The organism is Chromatiaceae bacterium, from assembly GCA_016714645.1.
Lineage (GTDB): Bacteria > Pseudomonadota > Gammaproteobacteria > Chromatiales > Chromatiaceae > M0108.
The window spans coordinates 425,661-440,937 of the sequence record JADKCI010000005.1 but is presented as its reverse complement, the minus strand read 5'-3'; the positions used below and the strand labels follow the sequence as shown (position 1 = coordinate 440,937).

Annotated in this window: 12 protein-coding genes and 2 pseudogenes; 1 reads left to right on the top strand and 13 read right to left on the bottom strand. The window is 65.1% G+C overall.

Translation table 11 applies throughout. The features are described from left to right. Positions 1–56: 56 nt before the first annotated feature. Positions 57–1,387: pseudogene (locus tag IPN92_18585) on the bottom strand (amidohydrolase). Between the two features lie 39 nt (positions 1,388–1,426). Next, complete coding sequence (locus IPN92_18580; protein ID MBK8640184.1) at positions 1,427–2,743, bottom strand: TRZ/ATZ family hydrolase; 1,317 nt, start codon at positions 2,741–2,743, stop codon at positions 1,427–1,429. Positions 2,744–2,827: 84 nt separating this feature from the next. Here IPN92_18580 and mtnA point away from each other — a divergent pair, with 84 nt between their 5' ends. Continuing rightward, complete coding sequence (mtnA, locus tag IPN92_18575; GenBank protein MBK8640183.1) at positions 2,828–3,934, top strand: S-methyl-5-thioribose-1-phosphate isomerase; 1,107 nt, start codon at positions 2,828–2,830, stop codon at positions 3,932–3,934. Here mtnA and IPN92_18570 read toward each other — a convergent pair. The 11 genes and pseudogenes from IPN92_18570 to aceB form a co-directional block, all read right to left on the bottom strand. After that, positions 3,920–6,367 (bottom strand): annotated as a pseudogene (locus IPN92_18570) (ATP-dependent Clp protease ATP-binding subunit). The gene mtnA and the pseudogene IPN92_18570 sit on opposite strands and share 15 nt — an antisense overlap. A 65-nt stretch (positions 6,368–6,432) precedes the next feature. Further along, the gene (gene dctP / locus IPN92_18565) at positions 6,433–7,440 is read right to left on the bottom strand and encodes a TRAP transporter substrate-binding protein DctP (GenBank protein ID MBK8640182.1); all 1,008 of its coding nucleotides are present in this window, start codon (positions 7,438–7,440) and stop codon (positions 6,433–6,435) included. Between the two features lie 74 nt (positions 7,441–7,514). Beyond that, positions 7,515–8,378: a hypothetical protein gene (locus IPN92_18560; GenBank protein ID MBK8640181.1), complete on the bottom strand. Its 864-nt coding sequence runs from the start codon at positions 8,376–8,378 to the stop codon at positions 7,515–7,517. Positions 8,379–8,392: 14 nt separating this feature from the next. After that, positions 8,393–8,755 (bottom strand): cell division protein BolA, encoded by a 363-nt coding sequence (locus tag IPN92_18555; GenBank protein MBK8640180.1) that lies wholly within the window; start codon positions 8,753–8,755, stop codon positions 8,393–8,395. A gap of 105 nt (positions 8,756–8,860) precedes the next feature. Further along, entirely contained in the window at positions 8,861–9,598 is a 738-nt protein-coding gene (locus IPN92_18550; protein ID MBK8640179.1) for a sulfite exporter TauE/SafE family protein, read from the bottom strand. 23 nt (positions 9,599–9,621) lie between these two features. Further along, a complete protein-coding gene (locus tag IPN92_18545) occupies positions 9,622–10,419 on the bottom strand; it encodes a hypothetical protein (protein MBK8640178.1) in 798 nt (265 codons plus the stop codon). 118 nt (positions 10,420–10,537) lie between these two features. Beyond that, the gene (locus IPN92_18540) at positions 10,538–10,987 is read right to left on the bottom strand and encodes a YaiI/YqxD family protein (protein MBK8640177.1); all 450 of its coding nucleotides are present in this window, start codon (positions 10,985–10,987) and stop codon (positions 10,538–10,540) included. Positions 10,988–11,028: 41 nt separating this feature from the next. Further along, a complete protein-coding gene (locus IPN92_18535; protein MBK8640176.1) occupies positions 11,029–11,310 on the bottom strand; it encodes a hypothetical protein in 282 nt (93 codons plus the stop codon). A 127-nt stretch (positions 11,311–11,437) separates the two neighbouring features. Further along, positions 11,438–11,959 (bottom strand): ribonuclease E activity regulator RraA, encoded by a 522-nt coding sequence (gene rraA, locus IPN92_18530; GenBank protein MBK8640175.1) that lies wholly within the window; start codon positions 11,957–11,959, stop codon positions 11,438–11,440. Positions 11,960–12,187: 228 nt separating this feature from the next. Further along, entirely contained in the window at positions 12,188–13,498 is a 1,311-nt protein-coding gene (gene aceA, locus IPN92_18525; protein ID MBK8640174.1) for an isocitrate lyase, read from the bottom strand. A 113-nt stretch (positions 13,499–13,611) separates the two neighbouring features. Further along, on the bottom strand, positions 13,612–15,210 hold the full coding sequence (gene aceB, locus IPN92_18520; protein MBK8640173.1) for a malate synthase A: 1,599 nt from the start codon (positions 15,208–15,210) through the stop codon (positions 13,612–13,614). Positions 15,211–15,277 lie beyond the last annotated feature (67 nt).

Sequence of the window (15,277 nt, the reverse complement as noted above, 5' to 3'; positions counted from 1 at the left end):
GCTTCCGCCACGTCTTCAGTCCCTTGGTCGGGACTGTTGGCACCTGGGTGGTTCGGTTATGCGGGGGTTTCCAGGGAGTGACGGATCCGCTCCGCGATTTGGCACACCTTTGCCATGATCGCCTCCTCGTTCAGGGTGAGGAGATGGCGATCCTTCATCACCAGCTTCCCGTTAATGAAGACGTTTTTCACGTCCGCGCCGTTCGCGGCGTAAACCAGGTGCGAGTAAGGATGGTAGAGGGGGGTTAGATGCGGGCTCTGGAGATCGATCATAATGAGATCCGCCTTCATGCCTGGCTTTAAGGAGCCCGTCAGATGATCCATGCCGAGCACGCGGGCGCCCTCACGGGTGGCCATGGCGACGACGGTCGGCGCCGGCATGAGCGTCGGATCGGAATGGACGACCTTTTCGAGCTTGGCGGCGGTATTCATCTCCCGGAACATATCCAGGCTGTTATTACTGGCACAGCCATCCGTGCCTAATCCGACATCAATACCCGCCCTGAGCATACCGGAAACCGGCGCGCAGCCCGAGGCCAGCTTCATATTGCTTTGGGGGTTATAGACCACCTTACAGCCCTGATGGCCGAAGATGCGCAGATCCCATTCATCCAGATAGACGCCATGAAAGGCGATAAAGCGTTCGTTGAGGCAGCCAAGTTCCTGGAGATAGGGCACGGGTCCCTGTCCGAGCTTGTCCTCCAGATGGCGCTTTTCCGCGGCATTTTCGAGGAGATGCAGGGCGAGGGCGCTTCGAACTCATCCGCTAATTTTATGGCCTCGACTAGCAGGGGCCGGGAGCAGGTATAGAGGGCATGAGGTTCCACGGCGATGCGGATCAGGGGATCATCGGCCCAGCGCTCCAGGAGTCCGCGGCTGTAGGCCAGCCCCTCCTGGGGTGTCTGGTAATTGGGCGAGGGGAAATCGAACAGCACCTCCCCCAGCAGGCAGCGCATCCCGGCCTCTTGGGCGGCCCGCGCCGTCTCCTCCTCGAAGATGTACATGTCACAGAAGCTGGTCGTGCCGGACTTGATCATCTCCGCGCAGGCCAGCAGGCTCCCCCAGTAGGCCAGTTCCGGGTTCACGTTCCGGGCCTCGGCGGGGAAAATATAATGGTTCAGCCAGTCCATCAGATTCATGTCATCGGCGATGCCCCGGAAGCAGGTCATGGCCGCATGGGTATGGCTGTTGATCAGGCCGGGCATGATGAGAGTCTTGTTGCCGTCGATGATGTTCTGGCTGGTGAATTGGCCCCGCAATTCTTCTTCGCGACCCACGGCGACGAGGGTGTCACCCGCAATCGCCAGGGCGCCATCAGGGATTTGGGTCATGCGCTCATCGAGGCACAGGATAGTTCCCCCCAGGATCAGGGTGTCAGCTTCAGTCATCTCAGGGCCTCGAAAGGGGTGCAAGGGGGTGTCATGCCGTTAATGTCCGCCAGCCAGGCGCGCTCGCCAGGCGCGGGCCTCGTCGAGGATCTCCTGGGAGTCCAGGGTCGTCGGCTGGCCATCGCGGAGGAGTTGGCGCCCGGCGACCCACACATGCCGGACCTGGGAGCGGTTGGCGGCATAGACGAGTTGCGAGAGGGGGTTATGGATGGGCTGGGTATTGGGATGGCCCAGGTCGATGGCGATCAGGTCGGCGGACTTGCCGATCTCCAGGGAGCCGGTCTCCTCTTCCAGACCCAGGGCGCAGGCGCCGTCGAGGGTGGCCATGCGCAGGGCCTGAGGGGCGGGGAGGGCGGCGGCGGAACCCGCCACGCCCTTGGCCAGGAGGGCGGCGAGGCGCATCTCGCCTAGCATGTCGAGTGCATTGTTGCTGGCGGCGCCATCCGTGCCCAGGGCGACGTTCACGCCCGCCTCCCGGAGGCGTGCCACGGGGCTGAAGCCGCTGGCCAGCTTGAGTTGGGAGGCGGGGCAATGGATGACCTGGGTCCCCGTGGTGGCCAGGAGTTCGATCTCCCCGTCCTCGACCTGGGTCATGTGCACGGCCATCAGGTTCGGACCCAGGAGGTCCAGCCGCTGGAGCCGCCGCAGGGGTCGCGCGCCATGGTCGCGCCGGGACTGGTCAATCTCGTCGGCGGTCTCGTGCAGGTGAATGTGGATGGGCACCTCCAGTTCGTCCGCCAGGGTGCGGATCCGGGTCAGAGAGGCGTTGGAGACCGTGTAGGGCGCGTGGGGCGCGAAGGCGGTATGAATGAGGGGGTGGCCCCGGTAGCGATCATGGATGGCTAGACCCTGCCGCAGGTACTGGTCCGGTCCCTCGGCGTAAACAGTCGGAAAATCCAGCAGGATCATGCCGACGACGGCGCGCATGCCGGCCTCCGCCATGGCGTGGGCGGTGACCTCCGGGAAATAGTACATATCGTTGAAGCAAACGGTGCCCCCCTTGAGCATCTCCAGGGCCGCCAGTCGGGAGCCGGCCAGGATCATCTCCGGGCTCACCCAGCGCTGCTCTGCCGGCCAGATGTGATCCTGGAGCCAGGTCATGAGGGGCAGGTCGTCCGCCAGCCCCCGCAGCAGGGTCATGGCGGCATGGGTGTGGGCATTGATGAAGCCCGGCATCAGCAGGTGCTCGGGCAGGTCCAGTTCCCGGGCGGTCGGGTAGCGCTGTCGCGCCTCCGCGCTCGGCAGCAGGGCCTGGATACGACCCCCAGCGATCACGACCGCATGGTCGCCGAGCACGGAGTCCTGGGGGTCCACGGGCAGGACCCATGCGGCATGGATGACAAGATCGGCGGTCATGGCGGGACTCTTACGGGCCGGGCTCTTCAAAGCCGGCGGAGGCTGGTTCAGAATAGGCGCCAATTTGCCACAGGATGAGCGCCCATGGAAACCCCAACCCCCCCGATGCCCACCCCGGACCATGCCCTGGTCTGGCGCGAGGGCCTGCTTTACCTTCTCGACCAACGCCTGCTGCCCGGGCGGGCCGAGTTTCTGGCACTGAACTCCACCAGGGCCACGGCCAGGGCCATCAAGGACATGGTGGTGCGGGGGGCGCCGGCGATCGGTATCGCCGCCGCCTATGGCGTGGTCCTGGCGGCCCGGGATCGCTACGCCCAGGATGGCCAGGGCTGGCGGTCGCTGATCCAGGCCGACCTGGGGGAACTGGCGGCCTCCCGCCCCACCGCGGTCAATCTCTTTTGGGCCCTGGAGCGCATGAGCCGCCGGCTGGCTGGCCTTGGCGAGGGTGACCCAACGCCGGCGCTGCTCGCGGAGGCCCTGGCCATTCACGCCGAGGACATCGCCGCCAACCGGCGCATGGGCGAGCTGGGCGCCAGCCTGATTCAGGGCCCCACCGCCGTCATCACCCACTGCAACGCCGGGGCCCTGGCCACCGGCGGCTACGGCACGGCCCTAGGGGTCATTCGCCAAGGCTTTGCGGACGGCAAAATCACCCGGGTCTTTGCCGACGAGACCCGCCCCTGGCTGCAGGGGACCCGCCTCACCGCCTGGGAACTGGCTCAGGACGGCATCCCGGTGACCCTGCAGGCGGATGGCGCGGCGGCCAGCCTCATGGCCAAGGGCGGCATCGGCTGGGTCATCGTCGGCTCCGACCGCATCGCCGCCAATGGCGATGTCGCCAACAAGATCGGCACCTACGGTCTGGCCATCCTGGCCCGCTATCACGGCATCGGCTTTATGGTCGCCGCCCCCACCTCGACCATCGACTGGGATATGCCCAACGGCGCCGCCATCCCCATTGAGGAGCGTGACCCGGACGAGGTCCTCGCCTGCGGCGGCCAGCGCCTGGGCCCGGCGGGAGTCGGGGCCCGCAATCCCGTCTTTGATGTCACTCCGGCGGAACTGGTGGATGCTATCGTCACCGAGCGAGGCATCGTCGAGCAGCCAACGGTGGAACGGATGCGCGCTCTTCTTGGGGTGGCCAAGCGGTTTCAAGTGGGGAGCGGTAAGGGTAGGTTAGACGACCTCTAACTTAATTCCGGTACCCTCCAGCCGCGCCTGGACCCGGGCCCCCTGGGGGCACTGGCCGGTGACCATCATCATGGCCAGGGGGTTTTCGAGCTGGCGCTCCACCTCGCGGCGCAGGGGCCGGGCCCCATAGACGGGGTCGAAGCCGTCGGCGGCGAGCATGTCGAGCACGGCGTCTTCCACCTCGACCTGAATGTGGCGGGCGGCGAGGCGGCGGACGAGTTCCGCGACGAAGATGCTGGCGATGCGCCGCACCTCGGCGGGGTCCAGGTAGTGGAAAACGATGACATCATCCAGGCGGTTGAGAAACTCCGGCTTGAAGAAGCGTTTGACCTCGTGCAGCACCAGGTCGCGGGCCTCCTGGTAACTTGGGGTGGCGGACTGGATGAAGCCGATGGGGCGCTTGTCGGGTGACAGGGCCTCCGTGCCCAGGTTGGAAGTGCCGATAAGGATGGTGTTGCGGAAGGAGACCGCGTGGCCCTGGCCGTCGGTCAGGCGGCCGTCCTCCAGAATCTGCAGCAGCATATTGAAGACGTCGGGGTGGGCCTACTCGACTTCGTCGAGCAGGACCACGGTATAGGGGTTGCGCCGCACCCGCTCGGTCAGTTGGCCGCCCTCGCCATAGCCGATATAGCCTGGGGGGGCGCCGATCATCTTGGAGACCTCGTGGCGCTCCATGTACTCCGACATATCCAGACGCACCACCCGCGACTCGTCGTCGAGGAGGAAGGCGGCCAGGGCGCGGGCGAGTTCGGTCTTGCCGACGCCGGTCGGACCGAGGAAGAGGAAGGAACCAATAGGCCGGCGCGCCGAGCCGATGCCCGCGCGGTTGCGGCGGATGGCGTCAGCGACGGCATGGACGGCGTCATCCTGGCCGACGATGCGCTGGTGCAACTCCTCCTCCATGCGCGCCAGCTTGTCGGCCTCCGCCTCCACCATGCGGGCCACCGGGATGCCGGTCCAGCGCGAGACCACCCGGGCGATGTCCTCGGCGCGCACGTCCAGGTCCTCGCTGGCGCGCTCCTTTTCCCACTCCAGGCGGTCGCTGGCCAGCTTTTCCTCCAGCGCCAGGATTTCCATCTGCTGGCGCGCCGCGCGCTCGAACTCCTGGGCGTTGAAGGCCTGGGTCTTTTCATGCAGCAGGCGTTGGCGCTCACGTTCCCGCTCGCGGATGGGGGCGGGGACCGAGATGAGCCGCAGGTGTTTGTGGGCCCCGGCCTCGTCCAGGAGGTCGATGGCCTTGTCCGGCAGGCGGCGGTCGCTGATGTAGCGCTCCGCGAGTTGAGCGGCGGCCTCCAGGGCGTCGGCGGCGTAGTGGATCTGGTGGTGCTGCTCGTAACGGGGGGCCAGACCCTGGAGGATCCGCAGGGTGTCGGCGGCGCTGGGTTCCCGCACCAGGATGGGGTGAAAGCGCCGCTCCAGGGCCTTGTCGGACTCGACGAAGCGGTGGTACTCGTCCAGGGTGTCGGCGCCGATGACCTGCAGGCTGCCTTGGGCCAGGGCGGTCTTGAGCAGACTGGGGGCGTCCAGGCTCCCGGAGCCCGCGCTTCCGCCAGCCCCGACCACGGTGTGGAGTTCGTCGATGAAGAGGATGACGCTGCCCTTGGCGGCGATGACGGCGTCCCGCACCGATTTGAGCCGTTCCTCGAACTCGCCGCGCATCTTGGCCCCGGCGATGATGTCGCCCATGTCCAGGGCTAGCAGGCGCTTGTTGATGAGGGTGTCGGGTACCTCGGCATTGGCGATGCGCTGGGCCAGGCCCTCGACGATCACCGTCTTGCCGACCCCGGCCTCGCCGATCAGGGCCGGGTTGTTCTTCTTGCGCCGGGAGAGGGTCTGGATGACCTGGGCGATCTCTTCCTCGCGGCCGATGACCGGGTCCAGTCCGTGCTGGCGGGCCAACTCTGTCAGGTCACGGGTATAGCGCTCAAGGGGGTCGGGATCGCTCTCCGCCTCCTCGCTATTGATGGCCCGGCCGTGACGCAACTCTTTCAGTGCCGTTCGCGCCTGGTCGCAATCGATGCCCGCCTCCCGCAGGCGCTCGGCGACGCCGCCGCACAGGGGGTCGAAGAGGGCCAGGAAGAGGGTGCCGGTGGCGATGAAGCCGTCACCCAGTCGCCGGGCCTCCTCGTGGGCAAGGCGGAACATCTCGTTGATTTCCTCGGTGACCAGGATCTGGTTGCCCTGCCGGGGTACGGCAAGCTGATAGTGGGCCTGGACGTTCGAACGCAGCTTGACGGCCGTCTCCGCCCCATTGGGCAGCAGACGTTCCAGGATGTGCAGGGGCTCCGCGTCCGGCTGGCCAAGCAGGGCCAGGAGGATGAAATCCGGCGTCAGGGTGTTCTGGCGCAGCGCGACGAGTTCCGTCACCGCCAGTTCCAGGGTCCGGGCTACCTTTTTGGTGCTGAATTGGGCATAGTTTTCGAAGACGGCCATGCTGGATTCCCTCTGGCACTCGGCAGGGTCTTGTTGGGGAGGACCGGTGGCCCGACCTGGGGTCCCTAGCGGCCAGACCGTTGCTCAGCAAGTATTTTCCTGACCTTGTCCACCAGATTCCGGCTGAAGTAACCCTGGGCCACCAATTGCTTTTGGGCGCTCTCGACGCTCTTGCGCCAGCCGGCCAGGTCCTGGAGCGGGGGCTGGAGGAATTCAATGCCCTGATTCTTGAGGGCCTTGAGGGCGGCCTCATTGTCGCGCCGGTTCTGGGCATCGATCGCCTTGAAGGTCTCGCCCAGGACCTCCCGCACCAGGGTCTGATCCGGCCCGGAGAGCAGCTTGAAGGCCTTGTCGGTGATGACCAGGATGCCATAGGTATAGAGAAGTGGTACCTCCGTCAGGTATTTGACGCGGGTATGCCACTGGAGGGCAATGGCTCCGGCGGGAGGGGAGGTGACGGTGTCGATGAGGCCCGTTTGCAGGGCCACCAGGACATCGGTGATGGGGAGCGTGACCGGTGACACCCCTACGGCCTTGAAACCGGTGAGGCTGATGGTGTCGCCCTCCGGTGCCCAGACCTTGCCGGCCTTGAGGTCGGTGATGGTCTTAAGGGGCCGATTGGACATAAAGTAGGCAAAGCCGCCCTCGGCAAAGCCAAACCCAATGAAGCCCTTATTCTCAAGCCCTTGCAGCAGGGTGGCGTCCATGCGGGAGCGCACTTGATCCACTTCCCGCAGATCGTGGAAGAGAAAGGGCAGGCCATAGATTTCGATGTCCTTATCTACGCCGGAAAGGGCGCCGATGGTCACGGCACCTCCCTGTAGCTGGCCGGCGCGGATCTTGCGCATGACGCTCTGGTCATTGCCCATGACACCGCCAGGATAGAATCGCAGTTCCACGCGCCCTTGGGAGCGCTTGGCGATTGTGTCGCCAGCGACGCGCATGGCGCGCATCCAACTGGTGCCATCCGGGGACAGGGTGGCGATCTTGATCACCTGGGCGGCCTGCAGGGTCTGGACTGGGATCAGGAATAAGCAGACTAGGGCGAGGAGGAAGATGCGCCGCCTCTTCATGTGGTGACTCCTGATGAGTAGCAATCGTGAGGGGTAAGTTTAGGCTAGCGATGGCCAACCCGTAAGGCACTGTCTTACATCGCAAACCAATCCTCCGCCAGCAGGCGCTTGGCCTCCCCCTGGGCGAGCAGGTTGGTCAGGGTCAGGCCAGGGGAGACCGGATCGGTGGTCAGGGCCTGGTTCAGGAGCCGATCGTGGAGAGGCTGGTCCAGAACTTGACGGGCATAGCGGCGGGCGAATTCAACCTGGACCATGAGGTCCTTGCCATCCGAAAGCCGCAGGGCTTCTTCGAAGTGACCCCGGGCCTTATCGGGCTGTCCCCCCAGAGCCGGTGGGCGGAGGATGGCGAGGGCTCCCGCATAGAGGTGGGCGCGGCCGGCCCGGAAGCCAGGGTCCTGGCTGAGGATGTGGGTGAAGAGCAATTCCAGCTTGGGCAAATTGGCAATGGCGTCCATGTCGCCGCCATGAAACTCCAGCCAGGTTGCCCAGGCGGTACCAAAAAGATAAAGGTTCTCGAGCCCCGAGGGACCAACCTTGGCCACGGCTGCCGAGAAGTTCTCAAAGGGGCCGTTCAGGGCGTCGCAGACAGGCGCCTGTTCGGCGCAGAGGGCCCGCTTGGCATAGTCATAGGCGCGATCCGCCAGGCGCGCCCGGCGGTCGGGATCATCCAGCAGGGCGCCATAGGAGGCCGCCAATTCGGCTCCGGTGGCGAGCAGGCGCGGGTCCTCCGGGCTTTCGGCGATCATGGACTCCACCAGAAGCAGGAAGGCCGGCGCCGCCGCTCGCACCGTCTGGGGATCGTCCTGGGCCAGCATGGCCGCCTTGAGATGGCCCGCCATGCGGTCGGAGGCCAGGGAAGCACAGCCGCCCAGGGTCAGGGCCATCAACAGAAGGGAGAGGGCGCGTATCAAAGGCATGACCGGCCTCGTTGACTTCATTATTATTCAGTCTATTAGCGATGTTTCTTGCCAACGTTTTCCATATGGCTCACCCAGACCGTGAACCAGCGCACCGGTGAGCCGTTGTAATTGCGTCGGCCGCGAAAGGTTCCAAAGCACTTCTCGTCTTCCCCGGCAAAGCGCGAGGATCCCACGGCCAATAGCCCCAGGACGAGGAAACCTAAGAAGATCAAGCCCCCGATCAAAAGGCTGCCGTGGAAAAGCCAGTCGTGGCGCAGCCAATTGGAAAGCTCCTGGTAATAGGCCACCGTCGCCCAGATGGCCCCAAACAGGACGCCAACGGCGAGCAGGGAAAAGAAATCCGCAATGTACTCATGGGTACGCGAAAAGCCCTTGATGTCTTTGCAGATGCTCATGGTTCGAATTCTCCTTCGGCGAGGGGTCGGTGGGGTCGGGGCCAAATTGCCGTCCCGTGAAGCATAAGGGTTTAGGCCCGAATGGGAAAGCGGATCAAGGGCGGATCAAGGGCCTAGGGCGAGGGCTCGCCAGAGCAACAAGAGCCCCATGGCCAGGATGAGCCCGAAGGTCAGGCGGCGATAGTCGTGGGCGCCCATCCGCCGGTAGAGCAGGATGCCGGCCTGGGTCCCAGCGGCGAGCAGGGGGAAGCCCCAGAGGAACCACCTGAATATCTCGCCTGTATAGAGATCGGCAAGGCCGAAGGCGACCAGGGTGATGAGGTTGGAGAGGCCGAGGAAGAGGGCCAGGGTGGCCTTCTGTTGATCGGGTTCCCACTCCGGGTGCGCGGCCACGTGGAGGATGACGGGGGGGCCACTAGTGCTGTAGGCCGAGCCCAGAGCCCCGGACACCAGGCCCAGGCTAAATCGCCACTCCCGCAGCCAACGCGCCCGGGGTTGGCGGCCCGTGAGAGATACCAGGGCATAGCCCGTCAGAAAGACCCCCAGGGCGCCAAGCATCAGGGTTGCCGGGGCGCGGGTGAGCAGATAGAGGCCCACGGGGGTCCCCACGACATAACCCGCCAGTAAGACCCTAACCTGGTCGAAGCGGATGGCCTGGCGCAGATGCAGCAGATTTTGTAGCGAGATCAACGGGCTGAGGAGGGTCATCAGCGGTACCGCCGTCTCCAGCGGCAACAGCAGCGCCAACAGAGGGGCCGCCACCAGCCCCGACCCAAACCCCGACAGTCCCTGGACCAGGCCCGCCAGGAAGGCGATGCCCAGAATGGGCAGCAAGAGATCCAGGGGCGGCATGGTAAATCCATGGCCTAGGGGAGCAGGGCTCGGAGTTCGGCAAGGGCCGCCGCGCGCCGGCCGAGGTCGGCCAGACAGCGCTTGTAGTGGGACCGCAGGGAGCTTTTGAGATGGCGCAATGCCTCGCCGGGGGGGATGCCCTTCAGCATGCAAAATAGCGCCAGGGCATAGGTGATGTCGAATTGGGATAAGAAGGCCTGGCGCTGAGGGCTGGGGGCACTGCAACTCCCGCAGCTTTTAGTTTGGAACTGGAAGGCCGTGTTGGCGAAAAGGAGGCCGAAGCCCAGAAAGACGCCCATGATCTCCGTGGCCTGGGGCCAGTTTTGCAGGCCCCCGGGGGGTGGCTCGCCGGCGGCGGCCCCCAAATGATGGGCCAGATTCTGGGCCAGGCCCGCGATCAGGGCCTCTGGGTTGTTGACGAGGATGGGGTCATAGGCGATGGGGATGATGGCCAGGTTCCGAGCCCCGACCTGAACCCCGGGACCGGCTGGCACCGCGGGCGCACCGCGCAGCGGTTGAGGCAGGGCGAGCGGGGGCGGCGCGATGGGTAGCCCGGCCTGGAGCGGCATTAGCCGCAGGGGCCAGTGTCCCATGCCGGCATAGCCGGTCGTGGCGAGAAAGATGAGATCCGCCATGCCCTGGATGCTGTCGGCCCGGCCCGGGAAGAAGTCGTTGGTCGGGGCAATCAGGCGGGTCTGGTCACGAAAGTATCCGGCGTCGAACCAGCGCAGGGCCCAGCCGAAGACGGCGAAGATCCAGGTGATCGACGGCTCGTCCAGTGGCGGCTTGGGGGTAAAAAGGTTGGCGAACATGGCGACTGGCGGCTCCCGCTCGAAAAATCAGCAATCATAGAAACCGAGAAGGATGGCCTCGCGCCGGACCGCCCCGATCCGGCATGGGTGGCATCATCCCCTCAATAGCGCGATGGGTTTAGGGCTGTCTGTGGGCCAGCAGCCGGTCGAGGGCGTTGGCAAAGGCCTGGCGCTCGGCCAAACCCAGGGGTGGTGGCCCGCCGGTATTCACCCCGGTGCCGCGCAGCTCTTCCAGGAAGTCACGTACCGCCAGCCGCTCGCGGATATTATCGGGGGTGTAGCGCTCGCCCCGGGGATTGATGGCCTCCCCGCCCCGCGCTATGACCTGGGCGGCCAGGGGGATATCGCCGGTAATGACCAGGTCTCCTGGCTTCAGGTGCTTGGCGATATGGTTGTCGGCGACATCAAACCCTTGCCCTACCTGGACCCGGCGAATCAAGGGCGAGGGTGGCGTTTGCAAAGGCTGGTTCGCTACCAGAGTGAGGGGAATCCCGACGCGCCGGGCGGCGCGGTACAGAATTTCCTTGATGACGCCCGGACAGGCATCGGCATCGACCCAGATATGCATGGCGAACTCCGTGGCTTGGCTCTCCGGGTCGGGCGCTCAGGCTATTCGGGGAGGCACTGGGATACCTTTTCCGTTGTGATCACCTTGACGAGAGTCCCTTCGAGAGCCACGGATACGCAGGCCCCAACCTTGACCGGGCCCTCGGCCTCGTCAAACCGTGTTTTATCCGTGACATTAAGCTGGTGGCTGCCGATGACCCAGGCGCCAAGTTTGTCATGAGGCAAGTTATCGATCAGACCCTTAAACCCCTTATCGGACTGGGAAAACGCGGGATTCCCCACGGTCAGGGCGGCTAAAAATACGCATAAAATCATTGGCTTCATGCTGTGTTCCTTATCATCTCAAGACTCTCGACTCATGGAGACGTAATGCCTCTTTAAGGGGTGACGCCGCCGGGGGGCGGGCCTGCTGTCCTGGCCGGTGCTCCCCGCAGCCCCTTGGCCACGGGTTTCAGCCCTCTCCGGGATGCGTCTCGGCATCGGCATCGGCATCGGTAGCGGCTATGACCAGCACCCCATCTGCATCGGCGTAAAGCATATCACCGGGCCGGAATTCCACCCCAGCAAAGCTGACGCTCACCTGGGTCTGGCCGGCGCCGCGCTTGTTGCTCTTGCGGGGGAGCGTGCCCAGGGCCTTGACGCCCAGGCGCATATGGGCCATTTCGGCGCTGTCACGGATGTAGCCATGCACCAGGACTCCGGACCAGCCGTTGTCAACGGCCAACTGGGCGAGGAGATCCCCCAGCATGGCGCAGCGGGGTGATGCCTGGGCCTCGACCACCAGGATCCGGCCTGCCCCGGGCTCCCCCAGCATTTCCCGCACCTTGGAGTTGTCATCCGGACACAGGGCCGTGGCAATGGGGCCGTGGAAATCGGTCCGGCCGCCAAAGTCGCGGAACAGGGGGGCGCAGATCTGGGCCTTGTCCCCCCATTCGTCGCTGAGATCGGTTGTTTTCAGGCTATGCAATGTCATGGTCAGATCCTGGAATAGGGCCTCGGCTTGTGGTTCGCGCCTGGGGTACCGGGTACCGGGTACTGGGTAGCGATCGCCACCGGGTACCCAAAAAAAGACACGTTCCGCTACTTCTGGCCTAGCGCTCAACTGGAAAAAGCCGGCCCCGTATGCCCGGGACCGGCTTTCCGGTCACGACCGGGAAGCGGCGCTAGCGCCTGATTACCCGGCCTGATGACCACCCAGGACTCAATGGTCGAACTGGGCCTCTTCGGTGGAGCCGGTGAGGGCGGTCAGGGAGGAGGTGCCGCCCTGAATGACGGTGGTGACGTCATCGAAGTAGCCGGCGCCCACCTCCTGCTGGTGGGAGACGAAGGTATATCCCTTGTCGCGCGCCGCGAATTCAGGAGCCTGGACCTTCTCGACATAATGACGCATGCCCTCGCCCCGGGCGTAGTCGTAGGCTAGGTCGTACATGTTGTACCACATGCTGTGAATGCCGGCCAGGGTGATGAACTGGTACTTGTAGCCCATCGCGGACAGCTCATCCTGGAACTTGGCGATGGTCTTGTCGTCCAGGTTCTTCTTCCAGTTGAAGGAGGGCGAGCAGTTGTAGGCCAGCAGCTTGTTGGGGTTCTGGGCCATGAGGGCCTCTGCGAACTCACGGGCGAAACCCAGGTCAGGGGTACCGGTCTCGCACCACACCAGATCGGCGTAAGGGGCGTAGGCCAGGCCGCGGCTGATGGCCTGCTCCAGACCGTTCTTGACGTTATAAAGGCCCTCGGCGGTGCGGGTGCCCGTGAGGAAGGGCTTGTCGTTGGCATCGAAATCGGAGGTCAGTAAGTTGGCCGCCTCGGCATCGGTACGGGCTAGCACCAGGGTGGGGACGCCGCAGACATCCGCCGCCAGGCGAGCGGCGATGAGCTTCTGCACCGCCTCCTGAGTGGGGACCAGGACCTTGCCACCCATGTGGCCGCATTTCTTGACGGCGGCCAACTGGTCTTCATAGTGAACACCAGCGGCACCGGCGGCGATCATGTTCTTCATCAACTCAAAGGCGTTCAGCACGCCACCGAAGCCCGCCTCGGCATCCGCCACGATGGGCAGGAAGTGGTCGATATAGCCGGCATCCTCCGGACCAACCCCGCGGCCCCACTGAATCTCGTCGGCGCGCTTGAAGGTGTTGTTGATGCGCCGGACCATGGTCGGCACCGAGTCGTAGGCGTAGAGGGACTGGTCCGGGTACATGGTCTCGGAGGTGTTGCCATCCGCCGCGACCTGCCAGCCAGACAGGTAGATGGCCTCGACCCCCGCCTTGGCCTGCTGCATGGCTTGGCCCGCGGTGATGGCGCCCATACAGTTAACGTAACCCTTACGAGCACGGCCGTGGATCAGTTCCCAGAGCTTTTCGGCGCCGTTGCGGGCATAGGTGAATTCCGGCTGCACGGACCCGCGCAGGCGGACCACATCGGCGGCGGTATAACCACGGCTCACATCCTTCCAGCGGGGGTTGCTGGCCCACTCCTTCTCCAGGGCCTGAATCTGTTGCTCTCGGGTCAGTATTTTCGTCATGGGTTACTCCGCTCAGTGGTAAGGCGCGGTGGCCGCGCAATGGATTTTTCGTGAGGGGTGGTGCCGCCCGCAAAAGGTGGGGGCGCCACCGGGAACCAGGTTCAGAGCCCGGCCGTTTCGTCCAGGATCCGGTAGGCGGGCAGGGTGAGGAACTCCTCGAATTCGTCCTGGATGACGATGTCCCGCAGGAGTTGGGCCGCGCGGTCCAGGTGCTGGGCCGCCGGGTCGCCGGCGCCGGTCAGTTCGGTGCGCGCCAAGGCCAGTTCCTCGTCCAGAGCCTGCTCAAACAGGGTCGGGGTCACCTGGCGACCATCGTCCAATACCCCATCGGGATAGCGCACCCATTGCCATAACTGGGCACGGGCGATCTCGGCGGTGGCGGCGTCTTCCATCAGGTTGTGGATGGGTACCGCGCCCCGTCCGCCCAGCCAGGCGGCCAGGTAACGCAGGCCGGCGGAGACGTTGTTGCGTAGGCCGGCCTCGGTGATGGTGCCCGTTGGCAGTGCCAGCAGGTCCGCGGCGACGATATTGAGGTCGTCCAGGGTGCGATCGAGCTGATGGGGACCGGGCATGTAGTGGTTGAAGACCTCCAGGGCCACCGGCACCAGGCCGGGGTGGGCTACCCAGGTTCCGTCGTGGCCATCCCCCGCCTCGCGTTCCTTGTCCGCCCGCACCTTGGCGAAGGCGATATCGTTGGCTGCCGGGTCACCCTTAATGGGGATCTGGGCCGCCATGCCCCCCATGGCATGGGCGCCGCGGCGGTGGCAGGTCTTGATCAGCAGGCGCGAGTAGGAGCGCAGGAAGTGCACCAGCATGGTGATCTGGCCACGCTCCGGCAGACAGCGCTCCGGGTGGGCATGGAAGCGCTTGATGAAGCTGAAGATGTAGTCCCAGCGGCCGCAGTTGAGGCCGCAGATGTAGTCCCGCAGCTCGTAGAGGATCTCGTCCATCTCGAAGGCGGCGGTGATGGTCTCGATGAGCACGGTGCAGCGGATGCTGCCATGGGGCAGGCCCAGGCGCTCCTCGGCGTAGGCAAAGACGTCGTTCCACAGCCGGGCCTCCAGATGGCCCTCCAGCTTGGGCAGATAGAAATAGGGTCCACTCCCCCGGGCCAGCAGTTCCTGGGCATTGTGGAAGAGGTAGAGGCCGAAGTCGAAGAGGGCGCCGGACATGGGTTGGCCGTCCACCTCAAGGTGCTTCTCGGGCAGGGCCCAGCCCCGGGGACGTACGATGAGAGTGGCCAGGGTGTCATTAAGCCGGTAGTCCTTGCCCTCGGGACTCTGGAAGGTCAGGGTGCGGCGGATGGCCTGGGTGAGGTTCTGCTGGCCCTCCAGGGTGGCGCTCCAGGTGGGGCCGTGGGCGTCCTCGAAGTCCGCCATGAAACACTTGGCGCCGGAGTTGAGGGCGTTGATGACCATCTTGCGGTCCACGGGGCCGGTGATTTCCACGCGGCGATCCTGGAGATCGACGGGGGCGGGGCGTACCCGCCAGTCACCCGAGCGGATGTCGGCGGTGCTGGCCAGGAAGTCCAGGGACTCACCGGCATCCAGGCGCCGCTGCCGGGCGACACGCGCGGCCAGGAGTTCCCGCCGGCGCGGGCCGAAGCGACACTCCAGGTCCACCACGAATTCCAGCGCCGCGGGGGAGAGGACCTCCTGCAGGGCGGGGGGCACGGGGGCAAGGATCTGGACCTGGGGCATGGGCTTCTCCGGGAAGTGGTGAGCAAATTTGTTGTCGGGTCAAGAAGACCCTTGTATTGTGCGCTGC